The sequence below is a fragment of the Streptomyces sp. NPDC006458 genome, from assembly GCF_040612135.1.
Lineage (GTDB): Bacteria > Actinomycetota > Actinomycetes > Streptomycetales > Streptomycetaceae > Streptomyces.
Genome location: NZ_JBEXPR010000023.1, coordinates 28,819 through 53,039, shown reverse-complemented (window position 1 = coordinate 53,039; position 24,221 = coordinate 28,819). Strand labels below are relative to the sequence as shown.

At 73.4% G+C, this 24,221-nt stretch carries 23 protein-coding genes and 3 pseudogenes; 7 read left to right on the top strand and 19 right to left on the bottom strand.

Annotated features, from left to right (window positions below):
- Positions 1-32 precede the first annotated feature (32 nt).
- Positions 33-422, top strand: coding sequence for a hypothetical protein (locus ABZZ79_RS28300; RefSeq protein WP_356693356.1), 390 nt, complete (start codon positions 33-35; stop codon positions 420-422).
- Positions 419-1,336: a hypothetical protein gene (locus ABZZ79_RS28295; RefSeq protein WP_356693354.1), complete on the top strand. Its 918-nt coding sequence runs from the start codon at positions 419-421 to the stop codon at positions 1,334-1,336. Before ABZZ79_RS28300 ends, ABZZ79_RS28295 begins: the two co-directional genes overlap by 4 nt.
- Here ABZZ79_RS28295 and ABZZ79_RS28290 read toward each other — a convergent pair.
- Entirely contained in the window at positions 1,319-2,464 is a 1,146-nt protein-coding gene (locus ABZZ79_RS28290; RefSeq protein WP_356693352.1) for a tetratricopeptide repeat protein, read from the bottom strand. The two genes, ABZZ79_RS28295 and ABZZ79_RS28290, sit on opposite strands and share 18 nt — an antisense overlap.
- Positions 2,465-2,616: 152 nt before the next feature.
- Positions 2,617-2,868: pseudogene (locus ABZZ79_RS28285) on the bottom strand (lysyl oxidase family protein); the annotation flags it as partial.
- Between the two features lie 402 nt (positions 2,869-3,270).
- Between ABZZ79_RS28285 and ABZZ79_RS28280 the strand changes: the two are divergent.
- Both ABZZ79_RS28280 and ABZZ79_RS28275 read left to right on the top strand, forming a co-directional pair.
- Positions 3,271-3,999, top strand: a complete 729-nt coding sequence (locus ABZZ79_RS28280) for a hypothetical protein (protein WP_356693350.1) — start codon at positions 3,271-3,273, stop codon at positions 3,997-3,999.
- 72 nt (positions 4,000-4,071) lie between these two features.
- A complete protein-coding gene (locus tag ABZZ79_RS28275; RefSeq protein WP_356693348.1) occupies positions 4,072-4,713 on the top strand; it encodes a hypothetical protein in 642 nt (213 codons plus the stop codon).
- Between the two features lie 103 nt (positions 4,714-4,816).
- Here the strand turns inward: ABZZ79_RS28275 and ABZZ79_RS28270 are convergent, their stop codons facing one another.
- Together ABZZ79_RS28270 and rpmG are read right to left on the bottom strand one after the other, a co-directional pair.
- Positions 4,817-5,077, bottom strand: a complete 261-nt coding sequence (locus ABZZ79_RS28270) for a type B 50S ribosomal protein L31 (protein WP_356693346.1) — start codon at positions 5,075-5,077, stop codon at positions 4,817-4,819.
- An 89-nt stretch (positions 5,078-5,166) separates the two neighbouring features.
- Positions 5,167-5,331, bottom strand: a complete 165-nt coding sequence (rpmG, locus tag ABZZ79_RS28265; RefSeq protein WP_356693344.1) for a 50S ribosomal protein L33 — start codon at positions 5,329-5,331, stop codon at positions 5,167-5,169.
- 246 nt (positions 5,332-5,577) lie between these two features.
- Here rpmG and mgrA point away from each other — a divergent pair, with 246 nt between their 5' ends.
- On the top strand, positions 5,578-6,621 hold the full coding sequence (gene mgrA / locus ABZZ79_RS28260; protein WP_356693342.1) for an L-glyceraldehyde 3-phosphate reductase: 1,044 nt from the start codon (positions 5,578-5,580) through the stop codon (positions 6,619-6,621).
- Positions 6,622-6,625: 4 nt separating this feature from the next.
- Here mgrA and ABZZ79_RS28255 read toward each other — a convergent pair whose 3' ends face one another.
- On the bottom strand, positions 6,626-7,075 hold the full coding sequence (locus ABZZ79_RS28255; protein WP_356693340.1) for a hypothetical protein: 450 nt from the start codon (positions 7,073-7,075) through the stop codon (positions 6,626-6,628).
- An 89-nt stretch (positions 7,076-7,164) separates the two neighbouring features.
- Between ABZZ79_RS28255 and ABZZ79_RS28250 the strand changes: the two genes are divergently transcribed.
- Positions 7,165-7,524: a MerR family transcriptional regulator gene (locus ABZZ79_RS28250; RefSeq protein ID WP_356693338.1), complete on the top strand. Its 360-nt coding sequence runs from the start codon at positions 7,165-7,167 to the stop codon at positions 7,522-7,524.
- A 76-nt stretch (positions 7,525-7,600) separates the two neighbouring features.
- Here the strand turns inward: ABZZ79_RS28250 and ABZZ79_RS28245 are convergent, their stop codons facing one another.
- The 5 genes and pseudogenes from ABZZ79_RS28245 to ABZZ79_RS28225 form a co-directional block, all read right to left on the bottom strand.
- On the bottom strand, positions 7,601-10,381 hold the full coding sequence (locus ABZZ79_RS28245; RefSeq protein ID WP_356693336.1) for a hypothetical protein: 2,781 nt from the start codon (positions 10,379-10,381) through the stop codon (positions 7,601-7,603).
- Positions 10,378-11,490 (bottom strand): AAA family ATPase, encoded by a 1,113-nt coding sequence (locus tag ABZZ79_RS28240; protein WP_356693334.1) that lies wholly within the window; start codon positions 11,488-11,490, stop codon positions 10,378-10,380. The genes ABZZ79_RS28245 and ABZZ79_RS28240 overlap by 4 nt, the downstream gene beginning before the upstream one ends.
- Before the next feature lie 50 nt (positions 11,491-11,540).
- Positions 11,541-13,007, bottom strand: coding sequence for a VWA domain-containing protein (locus ABZZ79_RS28235; protein WP_356693332.1), 1,467 nt, complete (start codon positions 13,005-13,007; stop codon positions 11,541-11,543).
- Positions 13,004-14,443: a hypothetical protein gene (locus ABZZ79_RS28230; RefSeq protein WP_356693497.1), complete on the bottom strand. Its 1,440-nt coding sequence runs from the start codon at positions 14,441-14,443 to the stop codon at positions 13,004-13,006. Before ABZZ79_RS28230 ends, ABZZ79_RS28235 begins: the two co-directional genes overlap by 4 nt.
- Positions 14,420-14,914: pseudogene (locus tag ABZZ79_RS28225) on the bottom strand (hypothetical protein); the annotation flags it as partial. The gene ABZZ79_RS28230 and the pseudogene ABZZ79_RS28225, both read right to left, overlap by 24 nt.
- A gap of 423 nt (positions 14,915-15,337) precedes the next feature.
- Here ABZZ79_RS28225 and ABZZ79_RS28220 point away from each other — a divergent pair.
- Positions 15,338-16,006: pseudogene (locus ABZZ79_RS28220) on the top strand (carbonic anhydrase).
- Positions 16,007-16,092: 86 nt separating this feature from the next.
- Here ABZZ79_RS28220 and ABZZ79_RS28215 read toward each other — a convergent pair.
- From ABZZ79_RS28215 to ABZZ79_RS28175, 9 genes are all read right to left on the bottom strand, one after another.
- Entirely contained in the window at positions 16,093-16,554 is a 462-nt protein-coding gene (locus tag ABZZ79_RS28215; protein ID WP_356693330.1) for an SRPBCC domain-containing protein, read from the bottom strand.
- Between the two features lie 50 nt (positions 16,555-16,604).
- Positions 16,605-17,057 carry an NAD(P)H-dependent oxidoreductase gene (locus tag ABZZ79_RS28210; protein WP_356693328.1) on the bottom strand — a complete coding sequence of 151 codons (453 nt, stop codon included), beginning with the start codon at positions 17,055-17,057 and terminating at the stop codon, positions 16,605-16,607.
- A gap of 85 nt (positions 17,058-17,142) precedes the next feature.
- Entirely contained in the window at positions 17,143-17,922 is a 780-nt protein-coding gene (locus ABZZ79_RS28205) for an SGNH/GDSL hydrolase family protein (protein WP_356693326.1), read from the bottom strand.
- 112 nt (positions 17,923-18,034) lie between these two features.
- Positions 18,035-18,997: an STM4011 family radical SAM protein gene (locus ABZZ79_RS28200; protein ID WP_356693495.1), complete on the bottom strand. Its 963-nt coding sequence runs from the start codon at positions 18,995-18,997 to the stop codon at positions 18,035-18,037.
- A 5-nt stretch (positions 18,998-19,002) separates the two neighbouring features.
- Positions 19,003-20,334, bottom strand: coding sequence for an STM4012 family radical SAM protein (locus tag ABZZ79_RS28195; protein ID WP_356693324.1), 1,332 nt, complete (start codon positions 20,332-20,334; stop codon positions 19,003-19,005).
- The gene (locus tag ABZZ79_RS28190) at positions 20,331-21,143 is read right to left on the bottom strand and encodes an STM4013/SEN3800 family hydrolase (protein WP_356693322.1); all 813 of its coding nucleotides are present in this window, start codon (positions 21,141-21,143) and stop codon (positions 20,331-20,333) included. The genes ABZZ79_RS28195 and ABZZ79_RS28190 overlap by 4 nt, the downstream gene beginning before the upstream one ends.
- A gap of 25 nt (positions 21,144-21,168) precedes the next feature.
- Positions 21,169-22,320 carry an STM4014 family protein gene (locus tag ABZZ79_RS28185; protein ID WP_356693320.1) on the bottom strand — a complete coding sequence of 384 codons (1,152 nt, stop codon included), beginning with the start codon at positions 22,318-22,320 and terminating at the stop codon, positions 21,169-21,171.
- On the bottom strand, positions 22,301-23,254 hold the full coding sequence (locus ABZZ79_RS28180) for an STM4015 family protein (RefSeq protein WP_356693318.1): 954 nt from the start codon (positions 23,252-23,254) through the stop codon (positions 22,301-22,303). Before ABZZ79_RS28180 ends, ABZZ79_RS28185 begins: the two co-directional genes overlap by 20 nt.
- Positions 23,255-23,261: 7 nt before the next feature.
- Positions 23,262-24,218 (bottom strand): STM4015 family protein, encoded by a 957-nt coding sequence (locus ABZZ79_RS28175; RefSeq protein WP_356693316.1) that lies wholly within the window; start codon positions 24,216-24,218, stop codon positions 23,262-23,264.
- Between the last annotated feature and the right edge of the window lie 3 nt (positions 24,219-24,221).

Below are 24,221 nucleotides of genomic sequence, written 5' to 3'. Positions count from 1 at the left end.
ATTCGTGCGGCGTGGTACGGGGAGGAGCCGGGATGGACGTGATCGCGGAGCGATTGGCGCGGTTGTGCCCGCAGTCGGGCGGGGACGCGCTGCGTGAGCGGGCGGAGCGGTACGGCGTGGGTGACGCGCTGGAGCGGGTGCGGGCCGCCGCCCGGTCGGGTGAGCGCGGCAGGTCGCTCGCCGCGGATCTCGACGCGCTGGACGAGGCGTTCGCCCGCAACGGCATCGACGGACTCACCATCGGTGTGCGGGTGTTCGAGGCGCTGCGGGGCGGGACCGCCCATCCCGCGGTGACGTTGTGGGGCTGCCCGTCCCCGGCCGGCTGCTCGCGCCTCGAACCGCAGGAGGGGGCACAGGCCGACACGGCACCGCTCTGCGGTCTGACCGGATCGGCGCTGGTCTCCCGTACGTTCCGGCTGTGAGTGTCGTACTGGCGGAACTGGGCAAGCAGTTGGCGGGCCGCTGGGCCGTGCTGCTGCTTCTGCCCGGTGCGTTCTACGTGTGCGCGGCGACGGTCGCCGTGCTGCTGGGGCACGGTCACGCCTTCGACCCGGGCCCGCTGACGGCGTGGCTGGACTCGGTCGCGGCGGCTCCGGCCAGCGGGCGGTTCGGGACGGTGCTGATCGGGGCGGCCGCGTTCACCGCGGCGGCGGCCGCCGCGGGTCTGGGTGCTTCCGCGGCGGCGCAGCTGGTGGAGCGGGTGTGGTGGGCGTCGGGCGAGGAGCCCGGCCTGCGCAGGCTCACCGCCCGTCGCCGCAGGCGCTGGGACCGTGACGAGGAGGCGGTGTCGGCGGCGCTGCGGGACTTCGCCGCGTCGGGCGGCGGTCCGGCGGCCGCGCGGCGGCTGCGGGCGGCGATCGTACGCCGGGACGCCATCAGCCCCGAGCCGGCCGCGCGCCCCACCTGGGTGGGTGACCGGCTGTACGCCGTGGACCAGCGGGTGCACGCCAGTTATCACCTCGATCTGTCGGCGGCCTGGCCCCGGCTCTGGCTGCTGATGCCGGACGCCGCGCGCGCGGAGCTGGTCGAGTCGACGGCCGCGTGCGCCGCGGCGGCACGGCTCGCGGGGTGGGGTGTGCTGTATCTGCCGCTGGCGGCGGTGTGGTGGCCCGCCGCGCTGCTGGCGGCCGGTGTGCTGGTCACCGCGCGGTACCGGGCGCGGGGTTCGGTCGCGGTGCAGGCAGATCTGGTGGAGGCGGCCGTCGACCTGTACGGGCGTGAGCTGGTCGTGCAGTTGGGGTTCGCCTGTGACGGGCCGCTCGACCGCGAGGCGGGTGCCCGGGCCACCTCCGTGATGCGCAAGGACCGTACGGACCGCTCACGCCTCGAAGGGTGAGGGGGCGGGCTTGCTCTCGAGGCCGATGGCGGTGGACACCGTCACCTGGGGGCCGTCGGCGAGCCGTACGGAGAAGCCCGGTGTGCGCCGGAATCCTCGTCTGTGCGCGCGTGGATGCGGGACGCTCTGGTGGGCCGTGGCACTCATCAGCCGGTCGTGGCGGGCCTGGTCGCGGGTGGACATCAGACGGCGGTCCACGGTCAGGGACGGCGGTGCGCTGAGCAGTGGCCAGTGCTCGTGGTGGACGAACACCCGCACCCTGAGCCGCTGTTCGCCCAGCTCGCGGTCGGCGCGCGCGAGGTGTTCGGCCAGGGCTCCGACCGCGTCGGCCACCTGGTCGGCCGGGGTGAGCAGGTCCTGGTTCTCGTCGTACGGCATCTTCAGGTCGTGCGGTCCGAGGACGTGGCAGGCGATGTCCAGGTCGTCGTCGCGCAGCACCTCGCCGGGGCGGTGTTCCGTGCGGGCCTCCCGGTGCGTGCCGAGCGCCATCTCGGCGCCGTAGCGGCTCGCCGTCAGGGCCACCGGGAAGAGGCCGGTGTAGCGCAGCAGTCGCGCGCAGCCCAGCAGCACCTCCGCCACCGGCCGTACGTCCGCGCCCGCCTGTTCGAGGGCCTCGCGGTCGCGTCCGAGGCGGCGCAGGACGTTCGCGTAGCCGGCGCGGACCGCGTGGGTGCCGGGGTCGTCCGGCCCGAAGGTGGCCTCGCAGGCGGCGAGCAGGGCGGGGTACTCGCTGACCGCGGACTCCAGGTCGCCCTGCAGCACCTGCACGGTCAGGAAGTTGTTGGCGGCGTTCAGGGTCAGCGGGTGCTGGGGGCCGAGCAGGTTTGCGCGCTCCTGGACCACGGTCGCCAGCAGGCCGAGGGCCGGCTGCCAGTCGCGGCGGTCGCGCAGCACCAGGGCCAGGTTGTTCATGCAGGTGAGGGTGAACAGGTGGGTGCGGCCACGGCTGTGGGCGAAGCCCTCGTACGCGCGTCGGTACTGTGCCTCGGCCTCCGCCAGCCGTCCCGCGCGGTGCAGGGCGCCCGCGAGGTCGTGCCGGGCCGCGGTGGTCTCCAGGGCGAGCGGTCCCTTTCCTGCCTCCAGGCGTTCCACACGGGCGAGCAGGTCTTGTAACGACTGTTCCGGCACGGCCGGTTCCTCCTTCGTTCCGGGCGGTTCCATTGTGGCGGGCCGGTGCCGTCGTGCCCACGCGCGCGTGTGGAGGTTCCGTCGAAGGAGGCAGGCGGCCCCGGAGGCGGCCGCTGGTGCGCGGCGGTCCCCGGGGCCGGTCGTGAGGTGGGTCAGTTGGCGTCGATCAGCTGGTGCGGCGGGACCTGCACGGTGCGGGCGCCCGGCTCACCGCCGAGGACCACCTTGCGCAGGGCGGTGTTGTTGTTGACGTCGCTCTCCTTCAGGCGCTTGGCCGGGTGGGCGATCACCTGGATGTAGTAGGTGCCGTTCGGCAGGTCGGTGATGTCGAAGGACTGGCCGGGGCGGTACTGGGAGTAGGTGTCGCCGGAGCCGACGTCCAGGACCTCACGGACGGACAGGGAGCCGCGCCCGAGGAGGCCGCCCGGCTGCTCGCCGCCGACCTGCCCGAGCGCCCACGCGCGCTGGAGGCGGCGTCCGCCGCGTGGGGTTCCCGGGAGACGCCTCAGGCCGCGGCCCTGCCGTGCACACCGGCGCTGCTGGACGCGGTCCGCCGCCGCCTCGCCGAGCCCGGGCTGTCCGGGAACGAGCCCATCCGGCTCGCCCTCCTGCTGGCCGGCTGGGGCCCGGGGGCGGCCGCCGCGGTGCCCGAACTGCTCGACGCGCTGCCGGGGATCGCCCTCGCCGGGCCGATCGCGCTGGCGGCCGTGTGCCCCGAGGACGATCGGGTCCGTGCGCAGGTCGTCCGCCGTCTCGACAGCGCGGCCGGACACAGCGGGGGCGGGCGGCTCGCCGCGGCACGCGCGGTGCACCGCCTGACCGGGCGGACCGACGCCTTCCTGACCGCGATCCGGGCCGAACTCCGCGGGGGACACGAGATACGTGCGGCAGCCCAGGACGCGGCCGGGCTCGCAGAGGCCGCGCGCGAGCTGGTGCCGGAACTGCGGGCCGCGCTCGGCGACCCGTCGCTCGACCGGAACATCCCCCGCCTGGACGCGGACACGGCACTGGCCGAGGCGCTGTGGCGGGTGACCGGCGACGCCTCCGAGGCCGTGACCGTCCTCGGCTCGGTGCTTGCGACGGCCGACGAACCGTGGCACGACTGGCCCGTCATCCGTGCCGCGCGGGCGGCGGCCCGGCTCGGCCCCTCGGCACGGCCCCTGCGGCCTCTCCTGGAGCAGATGCTCGGCACATCGGTGACGGCGCCGGCCGCCGCGCTCGCGCTGCTGTCGGCCGCGTCCGCCGGGCAGACCTTCGGCGGCCGTGACCGCGGCGCGCTCGCCGCCCTGCTTCTGGACTCGGCCGAACGCGACGAGGACGCCGGCACGGCCCTCGAAGCCCTGACGGCCCTCGGCGCCGCCTCTCTCCCCGACGAGGCCTTCCGCAGACTGGCCGCGCTGTCGGAGCGGGACCTCAGAGTGGTCCGGTCGGGGCTGGAGAGCGACATCGTCCGCAGGGACGAGGATCTGCGCGCACGGGCGCGGGCGACCCTGGCCGGGCTGGTCGCCGAGCGGGGTGCGGCAGAATCCGGTTGATGTCCCCGCGGGGCCGGGTGTGGAGTCGGCTGCGAACGGCCGCGGGCAGACCACCGGGAGGGGTGGATCCGGATGTGCGTCCTGGACGCTGCGGCGAAGCAGGCGGAGGTCGACGGCCTCCTGCGGCGGTACCCGCACCTGCGGGGTGCCGCCGGCGGTCACGGGGCGCAGCCCGGGCAGCGGGACGCGGCGTCGGTGGGTGACCACACGCCGACCGGCCACCCGGGCGGGACCTCGCTCGTCCACCCCGCCCTCCGTGGCTGCGAGGACGTGCCCTGGGGCGACATCCCCGGGTGTCCGGCGGACATACCCGCTGTACTGCACGGGCTGCTCGACCCCGCCGCCGCGCCCGACGCCGCCAGGGTCCTCACCAATGTCTTGGTGGCGGGCCTGTTCCACCTTGGTGAGGCCATGCCGTACGCGCTGCCCTTCGTCCTGCGCCTGGCGGTCGAGCCGCGGGCCCTGGAGCGGGCACGGCTGCTGGATCTCGTCCTGGTGGCGGCCGAGCTGTGCCGGTCGGTGGACCCGGACAACCCGCGCGAGGTGCTGCTGCTCGGCCACGAGGCGGACCATCCGGAACGCGCGCGGTGCCGGACGGTCTTCCGCGAGCAGGCGGCTCTGGTGCGCGCCCTCCTGGACGACCCGTCGGTGGCACGGGAGCCGGCCGACGCGGAGGACCGGGCGCTTCTGGAAGAGGTCGCGGGTGGGGGGTGAGCGGCGGCCGGGGCGGGCTGAGCGACCCGGGGCCTACGCGCCGGCACATCATGGGCCCGGCCACGCCGGCAGGCGCGACCGGGCCGGGTTCGGTGGTGGTGCGTCAGCGGCGCGCGGCCCCCGCACGCCCGTACCGGCGCTCGAACCGCTCCACGCGGCCGGCGCTGTCCACGATCCGGTGGGTGCCGGTGTAGAACGGGTGGCTGGCCGACGACGTCTCCACGTCGATCACGGGGTAGGTGGCGCCGTCCGCCCATTCGACCGTCTGCGCCGAACGCGCGGTCGAGCGGGTCAGGAACGCGACGCCCGCCGCACGGTCCCGGAAGACGACCGGGCGGGTCTCGGGGTGGATTCCGTGCTTCACGGGGTGTGCCTCCTCATGGCTGTTCATGGCTGCTCATGGCTGCTTGTGCCGGCTCATGGCTCGGTCGGGCCGATGGTGACCACGCGGCGTCAGCGCACCTCGCGGAACGCGACATGCCGGCCCGCCACGGGGTCGTACTTGCGCAGGGTCAGCCGGTCGGGGTCGTTGAGACGGTTCTTGCGCGTCACGTAGGTGACGCCGGTCCCGGCCGTCGACCGCAGGGTGATGACGGGACGCGTGGTGGCGCGTGCCATGAGGTCCTCCTTCCGCCCACACCGCAAGCCATTGGCTTGCGCATGTCAGCTACATGGGGTCCAACAACACCCCCCGCCGACGCATTCCCGTAGCCCCGGAGCACCGTCGAACGGCTGAGCCATTCAGAAACGACACCGCTCAATGGCACGAGCCCGATCGGTTGGACTTCACGATCACGCGGGGGCAGGGTGGGGCACGTCCCCGAACACGACGGACCCCTCATCGCACCACCCGGAGAGCACCCGATGAACCACATCGCGGACCCCGATCGCTACAACGGCACCATGCGCTACCGCCGCACCGGACGCTCAGGACTCGACCTTCCCCTGCTGTCGCTGGGCTACTGGCACAACTTCGGCGACGACATGCCCTTCGAGACCCAGCGCGAGATCGCCCTGCGCGCCTTCGCCCTCGGCATCACGCATCACGACCTGGCGAACAACTACGGTCCGCCCTACGGCGCCGCCGAGATCAACTTCGGGCGCCTCATGCGGGAGGACCTCAAGCCGTACCGGGACGAGCTGGTGATCTCCACCAAGGCCGGCTGGGACATGTGGCCGGGCCCGTACGGGCAGGGCGGTGGCTCGCGGAAGTACCTGCTGGCCTCCCTCGACCAGTCGCTCAGCCGGATGGGCGTGGACTACGTCGACATCTTCTACTCGCACCGGCTGGACCCCGGCACGCCCCTCGAGGAGACGATGCGCGCGCTCGACACCGCCGTCCGCCAGGGCAAGGCCCTCTACGTGGGCATCTCCTCCTACGACGCCGAGCGCACCCGGGAGGCCGCCCGCATCCTGCGTGAGCTGGGCACTCCGATGCTCATCCACCAGCCGTCGTACAGCATGCTCAACCGCTGGATCGAGACGGACGGGCTGCTCGACGCCGCGCGGGAGGAGGGCTTCGGCGTCATCGGCTTCACCGCGCTGGCCCAGGGCATGCTGACCGGCCGCTACCTCGACGGCGTGCCCGACGACTCGCGGGCCGCGCAGGGCAAGTCCTTCGACTCCGGCTGGCTCACGGACGACATGGTCCAGCGGCTGCGCGCGCTCAACGACATCGCGGCCCGTCGCGGCCAGACGCTCGCCCAGATGGCGCTCGCCTGGGCGCTGCGCGACGAGCGGGTCACCTCCCTCGTGGTCGGTGCCTCACGCGTGGCGCAGCTGGAGCAGAACGTGGCGGCCCTGGAGAACCTCGCCTTCAGCGCCGAGGAGCTCGCCGAGATCGACAAGTACGCCACCGACGGCGGCGTCGACCTGTGGCAGGACGCCCGCCTGGGCAACCTGGGCTGACGCCCTACACGCTCTCCCCCACCGCCGGACGGCCCGCCCCACGCCGTACGGCGGCGCGCTGCCGCCACCAGGGCAGCAGCTGTACGACGCCCCAGGCCAGCTCGACCGTCAGGAACAGCCACAGCACGCCCGACATCCCCGCCGCCAGCGCCGAGGCCAGCCCCAGTGAGAACAACGTGCGGGCGACACCGTCGTACAGGCCGTGCACCGGGAGGGTGCGACGCAGGCGCAGTACGGACCACACGACGACCACGGACCCCATGAGGTTGGCGTAGAGGACCTGCGCGGGCTCGCGGGCGGGCAGTCCGCCGAGACCGAGTGCCTCCCCGGCCCACGAGAGGGCCGTGTGCACCAGGGCGTAGGTCCACGGGGTGACGAACCCGGCGGTGACGACAAGGTCGTACCAGGCGCTGATACGAACGAGACGCAGATATCGGGACTGAGCAGGGGTCATGGTGGGACTCCACAGGTGTGGGAACGACGACGCCTCATGCTCAGCGTTGGAGTACTGTCCAAGGTCAAGTCCACATTGGGGTGAAGTGAGTGCGCATCGGTGAGTTGGCCGAACGGACCGGTCTGAGCAAGGACGCCATCCGGTTCTACGAGCGGCTCGGTCTGGTGACCGGGGAGCGACTCGGCAACGGCTACCGGGACTTCCCGGAGGAAGCGGTCACCTGGCTGTACTACGTCCGCACGGCCCAGACCCTGGGATTCACCCTGGCCGAGATCCGCCGGCACCGCGAGGAGCTGCGCGAAGCGCCCGACACCGCCGCGGCGTTGTCCGCGCTGTTCGAGGACAAGATACGTGTCATCGACAGCCGGATGGCCGAACTGGCGTCGTTAAGGGCCGACTTGAGCGAGAGAGTCGGCAACGGTTGCCCCCTGCGGGCGGGGGCGCTCTGACGCGGCCGGCCCGGCCGCCTGGATCGGCGGCCGGGCCGGCTTCGGGCCGGAGCCCTCACGACGTGGGCGACAGTCCTCAGGACGGGGTCAGCAGGGCCTCCAGCGCGGTCGCCGTCCCAGGATGGCGGGCGAGGAGCGCAACGCCGGTCGGGGCCGGCTCGTCCCATGTGCCCTCGCAGCCCAGGAGAGCGGCGAGAGAGTCGCAGGCCGCCGGGTGGGCGGCGAGCAGGGACAGGGCGGCCGGGCTGCCCGGTCGGCCGGACCCGAGCGCGGCGGCCGGGGCCGCCTGCGCCCGCCACGGGGGGACCCAGGTGTCCAGGGCGTCCAGCCGTCCGGGGAAGATCCGCCCGGCCTCGCGTATCAGCAGCGGAGCCAGTTCGGAGCCGCTGGAGCGCAGGCTGGTGATCAGGCTCGGCAGCCAGGGCAGCAGGACCGGGTCGGGGAGTTCGGCGAAGGCGTTCGAGACGGCCTCGACGACGAAGTCGGTCAGCTGCGGCACCGGCTCCAGCGCGTGCAGGAACCCGCTGAGGTAGCGCGGGTAGGCGGGCACGACCAGGGGGTTGCCCAGGAGATCGGCGCAGCGGGCGCGCAGTTCGTCGCGGGACAGCCGGCCCAGCTGGGTCTGGGCCGCCCAGAGCAGGGCCGTCTTGTCCGGCTCCCGCGGGTGGGACTGGGCGACGGCCAGTTCGAGCTGTGTGCGGTCGCAGCCGAGCGACAGGGCCAGGCTCTCCATGCTGAACAGGAAGCCGAACATGGCCGCGACCTGGCGGACGGTGGCGTCCTCGTCGGTGAACGCGGTCGGCAGCAGTGTGCAGTAGTGCGCGTGGCCGGTCTTGACGAAGGACTCGACCCAGCCGGGCAGCACGGGTTCGTTGGTGCGGTAGTACGCGAGGAGCCCGCGGACCCGGCGCAGCACCTCGGGGGCCCCGTCCACGCTGCGTTCCTGCGCCAGCACCTCCAGGGCGCGGGTGCCGAGTTCGTCGGCGAGGCGGCGGCTGCGCAGATGGAGGACGGCGTCCTCCACGGCGCGGAGCACGGTCGCGGCCGTGGCCTTCGGGTCGTACGCGGTGCGCCGCAGCCGCTGTTCCAGGACCTGCTCGATGCTGACGCCCTCGTAGCCCAGCTCGATGAGCGCCCGTTGGTGGGTGCCCAGGGCGAGGTCCCAGGACTCCTGGATGGACTTCTCGCCGAGCCGCCGTTCGCCCATGATCGGGCGGGCGGCGCCGTGCGGCATCAGGTACTTCAGGATCCACAGCACGTCGGAGCATTTCGCCAGCTCTGGCTGGGAGGCGATGTCGAGCAGGGCCCGCTGGACGCCGCGCTGCTGGAGCCGGAGGTTCAGCGGCGCGAGCCGGTCGTGCACGTCGCGGGCGAGCGGCGGCAGGGCGTCGTAGCCGACCTGGCCGATGCGGTCGCCGCCCATCATGATCTCGGCGAGCCTGCGGACGTCGCGCCGGCCGGGCACGCTCTCCTTCTCGATGCAGGTGACGGCCGCGTCCTGGAAGTCGTACGGCGTCGGTTTGGCCCGGTCGCGCATCCCGGCCAGCAGGATGGACGTCTCGAACACGGCGATGGCGTCGGCGGTCGAGGCGAGGTAGCCGTTGCGGCGGGCGGCGCGCACGATCTCCACCGACCAGCCGAGCAGTTCGGCCTCGTCGAGCGGGTCGAGCACCGGCGGGCGTTGCAGGAAGCCCGTCAGACGGTCGGCGGGCGGGGTGTCCGCCATGGGTGCCGGGGGCGCCGCGGTCCTGGCCGGCTTCCTGGTGCCCGCCTGTCCGGCCAGCCGGTACGGCTTCACCCGGGTGCGCTTGAGGTTCTTCGCCCATTCCGTCGCCGCGATCGACACCGAGCCCGCGGCGAGGCCGAACTGGGCCTCGATCGCCGCATGGCTGGACGGGATCAGTCCGTACTGCCACTTGGTGTCGGTGCGCGGCGAGATCTCGAAGCCGGCGCTGCCCCCGACGCCGAACTCCTCGACGCGGCTGGCCGCGTGGAAGGCGCCGCAGACGTACAGGCAGTCGGCGGGGTCGGTGCCGGTGCCGGCGAGGTGCTCGCGCATCCGCGTCCACATGTAGCGCTCGCGGTCCTCGTCGACGCGGACCCGCCGGGAGCCGCCGGGGGCGAGGCGGCGGAAGAGGCTGCCGATGAGGAACATCACCTGCCGGTAGGTGTCGTGGTCGCTGCCGCCGAGCGGCAGCTCCACGTACTGGTGCCACCACTCCGACCAGTGCCGCACCTTGCCGTGCCGCAGCAAGTGCTCCTCCAGTTCGGCGAACCTCGGGCGCAGGTCGCCGATCTCGACGCCGACGGCGTCGCCGTGCAGCGCGGCCTCCTCCTCGGCCGGCGGCGCGTCGGGGTCGGCGCCGTCCGGTGCCTCCGCCTCGGGTTCCTGCCACTGGAAGACGTGGTCGCTGGAGCGGTCGACGAGGACGAGTTCGACGCCCGGGGTGTCCAGGGCGTACGCGATGGCCTGGTACTCGGCGGACGCCTCGGTGACCGGGGCGACGACGGACAGCGGGGCCCAGTCGGCGGGGAAGCCGTCGACCTCGGTGGCGAAGGCCTGCACCGCCACCGGCAGGCGGCAGTTGCGCAGTTCGGTCAGCAGCGGGGCCATGTCCTCACACAGCTCCAGGTAGACCACCTTGGGCTGCTTCTCGCGCAGCCGGCGGGCCATGGCGAGGGCGGAGGCGGGTGAGTGGTGGCAGACCGGGAAGATCTCCAGGGGTTCACGGACGGCCCGGTCGACGTCGTCGACCATGCCGAGGAGGATGCCCTCCAGGGTGCGTGGGCCGTCGGCGAACGTCGTGGCGGCCTGCTCCAGCTGGGCGCGCAGCGCCGTGAAGGTGGCTTCGCTCATGACAGGGTCGCGATCGCGTCGCGGCCGCCCTCCAGGAACTCCGGCCAGGATCCGCCCTCTTCCTTGCTGCGCGGTTCGACCACGCCGTGCAGGTACTTGTTGAGGATGGCGAGGTCCTCCGGTTCGCGCCGGGCGAGCGATCCGACGAGGGAGGAGGCGAGGGTGTGCGCGGTCAGGGTGCGCTCGCCGAAGAAGTTGCCGTGCAGGACGGCGTCCTCCAGGACGCCGATCTGCTCGGCGGTGGACAGGGCCGACTCCAGCTTCTCGTCGTCGCTCGCGGCAGCGGCGGAGGAGGCCCGCAGGTCGGCGAAGCTCTGCAGCAGGACGTCCAGCAGGGTGGGCGGCACGTCCAGCTCGATCTGGTGGCGGCGTAGCAGTTCCTCGGTGCGGAAGCGGACGATCTCCGCCTCGGCCTTCTTGTTGCTGACCACGGGGATGCGGACGAAGTTGAAACGGCGCTTGAGGGCCGAGGAGAGGTCGTTGACGCCCCGGTCGCGGGAGTTGGCGGTGGCGATGATCGAGAAGCCCGGCTTGGCGAACACGATGTTGTCGCTGTCGAGTTCGGGCACGGAGATGTACTTCTCCGACAGGATCGAGATCAGCGCGTCCTGCACGTCGCTGGTGGAACGGGTGAGTTCCTCGAAGCGGCCGATGGCACCGCCCTCCATCGCGGTCATGATCGGCGAGGGGATCATCGACTCGCGGGACTGGCCCTTGGCGATCACCATCGAGACGTTCCACGAGTACTTGATGTGGTCCTCGGTGGTGCCCGCGGTGCCCTGCACGACCATGGTGGAGTTGCGGCAGATCGCCGCGGCCAGCAGCTCGGCCAGCCAGCTCTTGCCGGTGCCGGGGTCACCGATCAGCAGCAGGCCCCGGTCGGAGGCGAGGGTGACGATGGAACGCTCGACGAAGCTGCGGTCGCCGAACCACTTCTGCGAGACCTCACGGTCCAGGCCGTCGGCGCGCTCGGAGCCGAGGATGAACAGACGGACCATCTTCGGCGACAGCCGCCAGGAGAACGGCTTGGGGTTGTCGTCGATCGACTCCAGCCAGTCCAGCTCCTCGGCGTACTTGAGCTCGGCGGGGGCGCGCAACAGGTCGGACATGGGAGGGCCTTTCTCCAGGTATTCGGATGCTCTGAATGCATTCGGAGGCGCTAGGCGAGGAACGTCTTGAGTTCCTGGACGAGCTTGCGGATGTGCCCGGATATCACCGGGGTGCCCTGGTCCTTGAACCGCTCGCGGAACCAGGGGTTGACGCTGCCGCGCCCGGAGCTGGTCACCGAGCCGACGGGGATGAACTTCACGCCGGAGCGGTGCAGGCCGGCCATCGACTCGAACAGCTGCTCGCCGCGCCACTCGTAGAAGTCGGAGATCCACACCACGACGGTGTTGCGCGGCTCGGCGACCTTCGGCTGGGCGAGGGCCATGGCGACCGTGCCGTCGGTGCCGCCGCCGAGGTTGGTGCGCAGCAGCGTCTCGAACGGGTCGTGCACCCAGGGGGTGAGGTCGAGCGCCTGCGTGTCGTACGCGACGAGGTGGACGTCGACCTTCGGCAGCCCGGCGAAGATGGAAGCCAGGATGGTGCAGTTGACCATCGAGTCGACCATCGAGCCCGACTGGTCGACGACCACGATCAGCCGCTGGGGCGTCGTCTTGCGGGCGGTGTGCCGGTAGTAGAGGCGGTCGACGTAGAGCCGCTCCTCCTCCGGGCTCCAGTTGGTGAGGTTCTTCCAGATCGTGCGGTCGAGGTCGAGGTTGCGGAACACCCGCTTGGGCGGCACCGAGCGGTCCAGGGCGCCGACCGTGCTCTTCTCGACCTGGGTGCGCAGCACTTGGGCGACCTCGTCGACGAAGCGCCGGATCAGCGCCTTGGCGTTGGCGAGGGCGACGCCGGAGAGGTTGTTCTTGTCGCGCAGCAGTTGCTCGATCAGCGACATGCTCGGGGTGAGCTTCGCGGCGAGCTGGGGGTCGGCGAGGACCTCGCGCAGGTGCATGCGCTTGACGAGGCCGGCCTCGATGGAGCCGAGTTCCGGCCCGATCTCCGGGATCAGCCGGCTCAGGTCGGGGGTGCGGCGGCCGCCGCCGGTGCCGGTGGGGCTCACGCCCGGTCCGGCGGTTGCCCGGGCGCCAGGGCCGTGTCCGCCGGTCCGGCCGCCGCGCAGCTCGCCCGGCTTGCAGCCGAGGGCCCGCTCCAGCCACGCGGCGTCGGCCTGCCAGCGGGCGAGCTGTCCGGCGGTGACCGTGCCGGAACCGCAGTCGAACACGTTCAGCAGCACCTTCGACACCAGTGCCGCGCGGCGTACCTCGGCGGCGCGGTCGCGGTCGCCGTCCTCGTCCTCCGGCACCATCAGGCCGTCGAACTCCTCGGCCAGTCCGGGGTGGCGCTGCACGAGGGAGTCGACAGAGGTCTGCGGGTCGAGCAGCGCGGCCGGCAGGCCCATGTCCTCGACGACGGCGAGGCTCGCCGACTCCAGGGTCTGCTGCTCCTCACGGTCGAACAGCCGGGCCAGCAGGCGCCAGTAGAGCACCTGGCGGCGGTTGTCGTGGGTGGTCGTGGCCGCTGCCTGCCCGGCGGCGGTCGCGGCCTCGGTCGTCTCCTCGGCGGTCGTGGGCTCGGTCATTTCCGCAGCAGCCTTCCGGCGCGCTCGCGCAGCACCTTCACGGCGTCGGTGGCCGCCTTCTCGGCCCTGACGCCGTTCTTGTCGGTGGTGCCGCCGGCCCAGGCACCCGCGTGCAGGGCGACGGTCTTCTTCCGTACGGTCGTCTCGACGGCGAGCGGCTGGACGGTGAAGGTGTCGTCGTCCCAGCGCAGCAGACCGATGCAGGCGGTGGAGGCGGCCACGGTCTCGGGGGTGAGCGGTCCGGCGGTGGGGATGCGGTCGGTGTCGACGGCGAGCGGGCCCGAGGGCAGGTCGAACACCGTGGCCTCGCCGTCCTGCCGGGTGGTGTAGCCCTCCAGGAAGACGGGGACGGCCAGGCGGGCCGGGTGACGGTCCAGCGGCGCGGTGGCCGGGACGCTCGCGGTGGGCAGGGCGACCCGGGCGGTGGCGAAGGCGTCGGCGGCCTCACCGGGGCGGGCGTGCTCCTCGCTCCAGATCAGGTCGCCCTGCGCGGTGACCGGCATGGCGTCGAGGTCCATCGCACGGCCCTCGCCGAGGGCGGCCAGCAGGGACATGTGGGGCCGCAGCAGCTGCCAGACGCCGGCCTCGACGACCGTGTCGGGCTTGGGCACCGAGACGGCCGCGCGCAGCAGACGGGGCGGGCCGCCGTCCATGGGTTCGAGGACCGCGTGGACCTGGGCCTGGACCGCGGTGGCGTGTTCGTGCAGGTCCACGCCGAGCGGCAGCAGGCGCCCGGTGGCCGTGCCGGGGGCGGGCGCGTCGGTGGCGCCGGGCAGGGCGAGGAGCAGGGCACGTGCCCACAGGTCGCCCCAGCGGCGGGCCGGGACACGCTCCAGCGAGGCACCCGGGCAGGAGGCGGCGAGTTCGGCGGCAAAGCCGTCGAGCAGGGTGGCGAGGCGGCGCAGCGAGGTGTCCGGGAGCATCGCGGAGACGATCTGGGACGCGCCCGACACCAGGTCGTGGTCGATGCCCTGCCAGCCCGCGCGGGCCAGGTCGGAGAGCCAGGAGCGGGCCGCGGCGAGGAGGTTGGGTGCCTGGCCCTCGCCCGGCGCGGTGGGGCCGGTGGTGTCGTCCGGGGTGCGTCCGGTCAGCTCCTCGGCCCGGGCGGCGAGGGCGTCGTGGGCGGAGCCGAGCAGCGCGGTGCGGGCGGCGGCCAGGGCGACGAAGTGGTCCTCGCCCGCGCCGCCGGCGGCCGCCTTCTCGGCCGCCTCCGCCACCCGCGCGGCCAGCGGGCTGCCCGCGACGGCGTCGGCGAGTCCGGTCAGGCCGGCCGACTGGTCGGCGCGCGGCCTGAGCAGGCCCGCGGTGAGCATGCGGTCGAAGGCGTCGACGACGGCGAGCGCCTCGTCGAGTCCGTCGATCGGCGCGGCCACCAGGCCCGCGGCTTCGAGGTCGCTCCCCGGCTCCTGCCCCCTGGTGGGCGGGAACCAGTGCATCTCCGGCAACGGCTCGGTGCCCGGCGCGAGTTCCAGGTAGGCCAGGTGGCGCAGGAAGCGGCTGAAGACGGGGGCCGCGGCGGCCTTGCCGTCGGCCGCCGAGGGGCGCGTGGCGGTCATCGCGTGGGCGAGGGAGCCGGCGTTCGGCTCGCCGTCGGCGAGGTCGACGCGCAGGTAGCGGGCGACGCGCTCGGGGCCGTACTGGAGCACCGCCTCGGTGATCAGCGCCCGGATGTGGTTGCAGAACGAGCCGCGGGCGCCGCCGCAGGGGCGGTTGTTGTTGGTGCTGCACGCGAACGCGTACGTCCCGGCCGCCACCGAGGACACATAGACCCGCTCGATGTCCGAGCCGCTGGACACCACGCCCTGCAGTCGTCCGTCGGCCAGTTCGACGAACGGCACCTTGGCGAGCTTGCGCGGCCGGGCGGGCCGCACCACCCGGGCCGTGCTCGACTTCTCCCAGTCGGACAACGCATCATCTCCTTTGCGGGCACACCACTTGGGCACGTGAGATCTCACGTGCCGACACCTTCCGGCGGGAACACGACCGAACATAGCGGCGCCCACTGACAACGCGGTCTCCGGGCGCCCGCCCGCCCCCACCGCGCCCGAGCCGCCCTCACCCCCGCTCGGCGAGGCCGTGATCGTCCGGGACACTTTCGCATCTGATGGCACGTCAACAGCCGCTTGGGGCGGGCGCGATGACCACCCGGCCGGGTATGGGCACGGAAACGATCCGCCCAAGGGCGCTTCAACGCCGGATCACGGTTCACCCAGGCGACGTCATCATTCGGCAAGGGCGGCCGGACAGCCGGCCGTACGGCCGTACGTTCGAACGCCGTGACCATCGATGCCACCTCCCCCGCCCCGTTCACCCCTCCCGCCCGGCGCGCCCTGCTGTGGGCCGGGCTGACGGGAGCCGCCGCGCTCACCGTCACCGCGCCCGCCTCGGCGGCCGCGCGACCGCCCGCTCAGCCGCGTCCCGGAACCCCCGCGCAGGCGCTGCGCGCGCTGGCCGCGGGGAATCTGCGCCGGCGCACGTACCGGGACGGCACCCCGACGAGACACCGGCGGTGCGGCAGGCGCTTACGGCCGGGCAGCACCCGTTCGCCGTGATACTCGGCTGTGTGGACTCCAGGGTGCCGCCGGAGCTGGTGTTCGACCAGGGGCTCGGGGATCTGCTGACCGTGCGGGCGGCGGGCGAGGTGCTGGACGAGGCCGTGCTCGGCAGCGTCGCGTACGGGGTGCTGGAACTCGGCATACCGCTGGTGGTGGTGCTCGGGCACCAGTCGTGCGGCGCGGTGCGGGCGGCCGTGGAGGCGGAGCGGACCGGGGAACCCCTGCCGGACCACATCCAGTACCTGGCCGACCAGATCCGCCCGGCCATCGATCACCGTGTGGAGGGCGACGCCCGCGTCGACGCGACCGTCGACGCCCAGGTGCGGCTCGTCCGCTCACGACTGGCCTCGGTGCCCGACCTCGCCGCGCGGGTGGGCCAGGGGCGGCTCGCGGTGGTGGGCGCGGTACGAGCTGAGCAGCCAGTTGGTCCACCGCGTGCGCTGACCCGAGCCCGGTGGAGGGTGAGCGCGCCGTGCGTGTTCCGTTGGTCCGCCGCGTGCGCTGACCCGCGCCGGGAGGGCGGCGTCGGCTCAGGACGCCTCGACGAGTGCGGCGAGGTTGGCGAGGGCCATGCGCGTGCCGGCCTCGTTGTCGCCCGGCGGCACGGCGTCGGGGACGCCCTCGTGCACCATGACGACCTCGGTGCCGCCGTCCTCGGTGGCCGTGAGCACGGTCGTCATGGTCATCGTGCCGCGCAGGGCCGGGTCGTCGGTCTCGAACGCGAGCTCCTCCACCACCAGCCGGTCGCGCTCCAGCCGCACGAACCGGCCGTGGTAGGTGTCGGTGCGGGCGCCCGACTTGCCGGTGGCGTCGGAGTGTTCGTAGGTGAGCGACACCCGGAAGCGGCCGCCCTCCCTGGCGTCGAACTCGTGGACTCGGCCGCTCATCCCGTCCGGCACCCGCCAGCGCCCGACCGCGTCCGCGTCGAGCAGCGCGCCGTAGACGGCAGAGGGCGGGGCGTTCATGTGCCGGGACGTCCGTGTCACGTACATGAGGTCAGCCTAGGGCGCGCTCGGCGGGCGAGCGCCCGGGGCGGCCTCCGTCACTCCATGAGCCCCGCGGCGAGCACGGCTCCCAGTTCCCAGCATGCCTGGAGGTCGTCCTTGGACGGTTCGCCGGTCACGGTCACGGCATCCGCGGCGCGTCGCCAGCCGAGCCCGGTGGTGATCGCCTCGACGGCCCGCACGGCCCCGGTGACGTCGTTCCCGCCGTGCACGTAGTACCCGAACGGCCGACCGCGCGTCTCGTCCAGGCAGGGATAGTAGACCTGGTCGAAGAAATGCTTGAGGGCGCCGGAGACGTAGCCCAGGTTCGCCGGGGTGCCCAGCAGATACGCGTCCGCGTCGAGCACGTCGGACGCGGTCGCGGACAGCGCCGACCGCCGCACGACCCGTACGTTCTCGATCTCCGGCGCCGTCGCACCCGAGACGACGGCTTCGAACATCGCCTGGCAGTTCGGGGAGGGCGTGTGATGAACGATCAACAAGGTGGCCACGCCCCGAACCCTGCCTCGCGCCGGTACCCCCGCGCAACCGGCGCCGGGCCGGGCCCGGGTGACGTGGTGGTGCCGCTGCCGCCGGTCAGCCCACCGCGACCGGCGAAAGCTCGGGTCGCTTCGCCCGACGCCCGTCCCCCGAGGAGCGTCCGCGCAGGCGGCGGCCCAGCCAGGGGCCCAGGAAGGAGGCCGCCCAACGGACCTCGGCGGCGACGGTGCCCCGGCCGGTGGGCGCCGGGAGCGCGGTCGGCAGCGGGTCGGTCCACGCGCTGTCGCTGCCGGGCAGGTCCAGGGCGTAGGCCATGGCCGCGGCGATGCGGTCGTGGCCCAGCGGACTGGCGTGCAGCCGGTCCGCGCTCCACAGGCGGGGGTCGCTGACGACCGTCGCGGTGGCGGTGTCGGCCACGATGACGTCGTGGCGGCGGGCGGCCTCGCGGATGCGCTCGTTCAGGGCGACCACCCGCGGGGCCAGGCCCCGGGCCAGGGGGGTGATGCGGGAGGGGTCCGGGAAGGTCAGGGTGGCCACCTGAGCGCCCTGTGCCGTGAGGGCGGCGAACATCGCCTCCAGGTGGCCCGCCACCTCGTCCGCGTCGAAGCGCGGGCGCAGCAGGTCGTTCACCCCGGCGACGACCGTGGCCAGGTCCGGGCGCAGGGCCAGGGCGGGGGCGAGCTGCCCGGTGTGGATCTGGCCCGCGAGGCGGCCTCGGACGGCGAGGTTGGCGTAGCGCAGGCCGGGGTTGTGGCGGGCGAGCCGCTCGGCCAGGCGGTCGGCCCAGCCGCGCAGCCCGGTGAGGTCGTCTCCGTCACCGACGCCCTCGGTCTGGCTGTCCCCCAGGGCGACATAGCGGGTGTACGGGGCGGTCATGAGGGGTTGCCTTCCTTGCCGTGCGCTGCGCTCACGGCGCGCCGCTCTCATCTCTGCCGGACGTCCGGAGACACTCCATGATACTCATCTAATTGAATACCTTCAGAAGAGATTATTGGATGCCGCTCCCGTCGGCGGAGGACGCGGCGACCGCGCTCCCGGTGCCCGCCCGGTACCCGCCCCCCGCGCCCGCCCGGTGCCCGCCTCCCGCGCCCGCCCGCTGTTCCTCCGCGCCGCGTGCCGGTATTCGCTCCAGCACCCCGCCCGCGAAGACGTCGTACAGCGGCAGCGTCTCCAAGTGGACGTACCCGATGTGGCAGTCGCACACGGCCAGCGGGCAGGCACGGGGCCGCAGCGCCTCGCGGTAGGAGCCGTCGTAGAGGTTGCCGAGCTCGGCGGGCACGAAGTGGCAGCGGCGGACCGTGCCGTCGCCGTCCACGGAGATCACCGACTCGCCGGTGCGGCAGGGCAGACCGGCGCTGGTGTGCGGGTGGCGGCTGTACGGGAAGAGGGGGTCGAGGTCGGTCCACCGCCGGGCCGCCGCGTCGTCGTAGAGGTGGCCCTCGGCGGCGTTGACCCACAGGTACACGTGCTCGGGGAGGTCGGCGCGCAGCCGGCGGGCGTGCTCCAGGTGCTCCGGCAGGCCTACGATCCCGACGCTGAAGCGGACGCCGGCCCCGGCCAGTTCACGGCACTTGGCCAGGAAGCGGTCGTACGGCGTCTGGCCCGGGTGGTACGTGCACCACAGGGCGAGGGTGTCGCGGTCGGCCTCGGCGAGCCAGTCGGTGCGGCAGCTCAGGTTGGTCTGGATGGCCACCCGGCGCACATGCGGACGGTGGGACAGCTCGGTGAGGGCGCGCCGGTACCAGGAGCGGACCAGGCCCTCGCCCCAGGGCGTGAACAGCACCGACAGCCGGTCACCGGTCTGTGCCTCGGCCCACCCGGCGAACCGCTCCAGACAGGCCCGGTCCGTGCGCAACTGCTCAGGGGTGTCGCGCCGCTTGGCGAACGGGCAGTACGGGCAGTCGTAGTCGCAGGACGCGAGCGGACCGCGGTAGAGCAGGGTCAGGTCCATCGCGGTCACTTCCGCTCGTAGGCGGCCATCGCGGCGCGTACGGCCGGGGAGAACAGCTCGGGCCCGATCGCGTCGGAGTGCGCCAGGCCCTCCGGGGTCAGGCGCAGCACGGGCCCGTCCGTGTCCTGAAGCCAGCCGCGGGCGGCGAACGCCTCCAGCTCGGCGCGGAAGCCGTCCGTGGGCGGCCGTCCGAAGCGGGCCCGGTAGTCGGCCGTATCCAGGCCGTCGGCCTGGAGCAGCGACTGGAGCAGATGTCTGCGCCGGGCCTCGTCCGCGTCCATCCGGCGGCCGTACTCGGCGTGCGCGAAGTCGGCGGCCGGGCGGGCCACGTAGTCGTCGATGATGCCGCGTATCTCGTGCATGCCGACGGCGTAGTCGAAGGAGTAGTGCAGATCGGCCGTGTAGGAGCGGGCGCCGCAGCCCAGGCCGATCATGCCGTCGGTCTGGCAGGCGTAGTCGTCGGCGCCCTGCGGCGGGGCGTCGGCGCGGCGGAACATGCGCATGGACTGCTGGGTGTAGCCGTGGGCGAGGAGGTGGTCCCGGCCGAGGCGGTACAGGCGCAGGCGCTGGGCGTCCCAGGCCGGGTCGTGGTCGTCGGCGCGGCGGCCCAGGCCGGTCAGGGGGCGGATGTAGAGCGGGTAGAGGTAGAGCTCCTCGGGCCGCCAGGCGAGCGCGGCGTCCAGGGACTTCAGCCAGCTCTCCTCGGTCTGGCCGTCGATGCCGTAGATCAGGTCGATGTTGAGGACCGGCAGGCCCGCGTCCCGGACACGGCCGAGCGCGGCCTCGACGTCGGCGCGCCGCTGCGGGCGTACGGCGGACCGCGCCTCGGTGTCGTCGAAGCTCTGCACGCCCAGGCTGAGCCGGGTGGTGCCGCGTTCGGCGAGGACGGCGAGCCGGTCGGCGGTCGCGGTGGCGGGCGAGGCCTCCACCGACAGGGGGACGGCCCTGAGGTCGGCGCCCATGCGGCGCTCGGCGATGTCGCACAGCCGCTCCAGCTCGGCGGCGGTGAGGAAGGTGGGTGTGCCGCCGCCGAAGGCCGCGGTGGCGAAGCGGACCCGCTGCCGCTCCCCCAGCGCCTCCCGTACGGCCGTCGCCTGCCGGTCCAGGGCGTCGAGGTAGGCGCCGGTGAGGCCGTCCGGGGCGCCGATGCGGGTGAACAGGTTGCAGAAGCCGCAGCGGATCTCGCAGAACGGGATGTGCAGATAGAGGGAGAGGGCGTCCTTCGGCTCCGCGTCCCACAGGTCGCGCAGCAGGGGGCGGTCGGGCAGCTTCCGGTAGGCGGTCTTGTGCGGGTAGGCGTAGACGTAGCTCTGGTACGGGCGGACGGGCGTGGTCACCGGGCGGCCCCCGCTTCGAGGAGGAAGTGGGCGTACGGCACGGTCCACACGGACTCGTGGCCGATGCGGTGGCCGGTGTAGCCGTCGTCGCCGTAGGCGGTGCCGTGGTCGGAGCAGACGATGGCGAAGGCGGGGCGTCTGCTGCTCACGGCGGTGAAGAGGCGGCCGATGTGCCGGTCGACGTACTCCAGGGCGGCGGCGTGCGTCGCGCGGGAGTCGCCCGCCTCGCGGGTGGCGCCGGGCAGATGGAACCAGTTGGGCTGGTGCAGGGCGGCCACGTTGACGAACAGGAACAGCCTCTGCTCGGCGGGCAGTCGGCGGACGATCTCCTCGGCGCGGGTGACCTGGGCCTCGAAGGAGGTGGGTGAGGTGACGCCGAACTCCGGCTCCCAGTGGGACTCCTGGAACAGGCCGGGCAGCACGGAGCCGAGCGGGCCCTGCTTGTTGAAGAAGCCGACACCGCCGAGGCAGACCGTGCGGTAGCCGTCCGCGGCCAGCGCGGAGACGAGATCGGGGGTGTCGTAGACGTACGTCCGCTCGGCCGTGGTCTCGCTGCCCGCGAAGCTCGCCGCGAACAGGCGTGGGTGCTGGCCGGGGGCGGCCGGGGTGGGCAGGAACCCGGCGAAGATCGCCTGGTGGGAGGCGTAGGTGAAGCTGCCGGGCGCGTGCCGTCGCTCCCAGCGGCCGCCGGGCAGACAGCGGGCGAGGTTGGGGATGCGCCCGGCCGCGGCGAGCTCGGCGGCCACGTCGTGGCGAAGCGTGTCGAGGGTGACCAGGAGCAGGTCGTGGCTGCCGACTATCTCGTTCATGTCGAGGGGCGTGTCGGCGTGGGGTTCAGGCGCCGGCATGGGCGGGTTCCGTTCTGTGCGGGTGGTGCGGTGCGCGGCGCCGTATGAGGGCGGCGACCTGCGCGGCGTACGTGTCGAGGCCCTCGGCGCCGCTGCCGGGCAGGCCGGTCAGCCGGGGCAGCAGGTCACCGAAGGCGTTGACCTCGCCGACGGCGGCCCGGCGCCACCCGGTGGCGGGCAGCAGGTCGACGCCCACGCACAGGGTGCGCGGGAAGCAGGCGGCGGCCCGCTCGCACACCTGAAGGACGTCGGCCCAGCGGGCGCCGGCCGTCTCGAAGGCCTGCCGCGCGAGGTCGGTCTCGCCCCGGCTGCCGCCGAGGTGGAGGTTGGTCATGGGCGAGGCGCTGGTGCGCACGACCGCGTGGGTGGCGCGGCCGTCCACCACGACGACCCGGAGGTCGGCGGCCCGGCCGCCCTGGGAGGCCTTGGGCAGCCAGCGCTCCAGGTGCAGGCCGTCCGGGGCGAGGGTGTCGACGATGGCCGCGATGTCCCGCTCCCGGTCGTAGCGGCGCACCTTGAGGGAGTTGAACAGGGCGCCCTCCTCGGTCAGTTCCACCGAGGTGGTGGCCCTGATCCGGCCGCTCCCGGCCGACTCGACGGCCAGCACCCCGGATCCCGAGGAGCCGTGCGCGAGCTTCACGAACAGCCGGGGCATGCGGTGCTCGCGCATCAGCGCGCGTACGTCGTCCCAGCCGCGCACGGGCGCGCCGGCCGGGCCGGAGGTGGGCGAGTACGGCACGGGGACGCCCGCCTCGCTCAGGACGCCGTGGCAGCGGCGCTTGTCGAACAGCACCGCCAGCTCGTCCGGGTCGTCGAGCCGGACGCCGCCGCGCAGAGAGCGCACGGCCGCCACGAAGGCCGTGTGCCAGCGGGCCGATCCCTCGACCCGGGTGGGGTCCTCGGCGCCGCGCAGCAGCCGGTCAACGTCCGCGTTCTCGCCGGGCGAGTCGAGCCGTACGACCTCCTCGGGCGCGAAGCCGGCGCCGCCCTCGCTCAGTACCCGTGCCCAGGGCACGACCCGGGGCGTGGGCAGACCGGCCGCCCGCACCGCCTCGGCGAACAGGGTCACACGCCGGTTCTCGGGGTTGCCGACGACGGCGACACGCGCGAGGCCGCCGTCATTCGCCGACGGCGACAAAGCGGGCCTCCGGGTCGTGGGTAGAGCGCCGGGACGGTGCCAGGGAGAGCCGCACTCCGTGCGGTTCGAGGGCCTGGCGCAGGCGGTCGGTCAACTCCTCGCTCAGATAGTGGTGGTCCAGGTCGAGCGACCGGAGGTGGGTGAGCGGCTGCCCGGCGAGGAGCGCGGCGCCGCCCTCGTCGCCGAGGGTGCCCATGCTGAGGTCGAGGCTCTCCAGTCCGGCGACGACGGGCGCGGCGGCCAGGGCCGCGGCTATGTCGTCCTGGATGTCGCTGTTCTGCAGGCCGAGATGGCGCAGCCCGGGGCAGCGGCCGAGCCCGGTCAGCAGGGGGGCGATGTCCTCGGCGGTGCAGTCGCCGCCGTACCAGGTGGTGCCCAGCCACAGTTCGAGTCGCTCCAGGGCGGGGAACTCGCAGGCGCCCAGGGCCCGTACGGGCTCCGCCGGCAGTCCGCCGGACTCGATCCACAGGTCGCGCAGCCCGTCGTGCCGCAGGGGTTCGACGGTCAGTCCCTCGCCGCCGCGCACGCCGAGCTCGCGCAGGCCGGGCCAGGCCCGCAGCACCCGGGTGACCTCGCCCTGCTGGATCCAGGACAGCTCCATCTCCTCGGACACCAGGTCGGCCAGGAACACACCCCGCAGGTGGGGAAGGCGCTCGGCGTCGGCCGTGATCAGTTCGAGCACCGGGTCGATGCTCCGCGTGTCGTAGTCGTCCCACCAGGGCCCGATGACCAGGGCGGTGACGTCCTCGCCGGGCACCTGGTCCAGGAAGCGCCGCCAGATCGGCTCGAAGGGGAACTCGCAGTCGGTGCTGATCCGCCAGGCGACGGAGGCGGCGCCGGGCAGGGGCCGGCCGCCGGGCACCTCCTCGGCCGGGAAGGTGTGGACGGGCAGGTCGTGGAAGTCCTGGAGATGGGACGGGTAGTAGCTCGGCACGGCGTGGTCACTCCCCCACGGCCACGAAGCGCCAGACCGTGCCGTCGTCCTCCTCGTCCTCGTCGGCGTCGTCCTCGTCGAGGTCGAGCTCGACACCGGCCGTTTCGAGGGTCTGGCGGAGGCGGTCCTTGAGGGGGGCGCTGAAGTAGTTGTGGTGCAGGTCGAGCTGCTTGAGGTGGGTGAGCGGCTGGCCGCCGAGGAGGGCCGCGGCGCCCTCGTCGGTCAGGACGCCCATCGACAGGTCGAGCACCTCCAGCCGGGCCACCACCGGGGCGGAGGCGGCGGCCGCGGCGATCTCGTCCTGGATCTCGCTGTTGCGCAGCGCGAGATGACGCAGGCTCGGCAGGCGGGTGCCGGACAGCAGGGGTTCCAGGTCGGACACCTCGGTGTCGGCGCCGTACTCGGAGGTGCCGAGCCACAGGTCGAGGTGGACCAGCGCGGGCAGGTCGCTCGCGCCGACCCCGCGCACGAAGCCGACGGGCATGCCGCCCGTCTCGGCGGTGAGCTTCCTCAGCCGGTCGTGGCGCAGCCCGCTCAGTCCCAGGCCGGTGCCGCCGCGCACCCCGAACTCCTCCAGCTCCGGGAAGCCGGTCAGCAGTTCGGTGACATCGCACTGGTTGATCCAGGAGATCTCGCACTCCTCGACGACCATGTCACCGAGGAAAAGGGCCCGCAGCGCGGGCAGCCGGTCGCGGGCGGCCAGCAGCGCGGCCACGACGGCCGAGGGGTCGGTGTCGTACGCCTCCCGCCAGGCGCCGACGATCAGCGCGCGGACCTCGGTGGTGTCGACCTGGGCGCAGAAGCGCGCGAAGGCCGCCTCCCACTCCTCGTCGGCGTCGTACACATCGCTGGTGACCCGCCAGGCCACGGCGTCGGCCGCGGGCAGCTTCGCCTCCTCGTCCGGCCCGGGGAAGGTGAACGCGGGCAGGCCGTACAGCTCCTGCAGGTGGTCGCCGATGGTCATGCG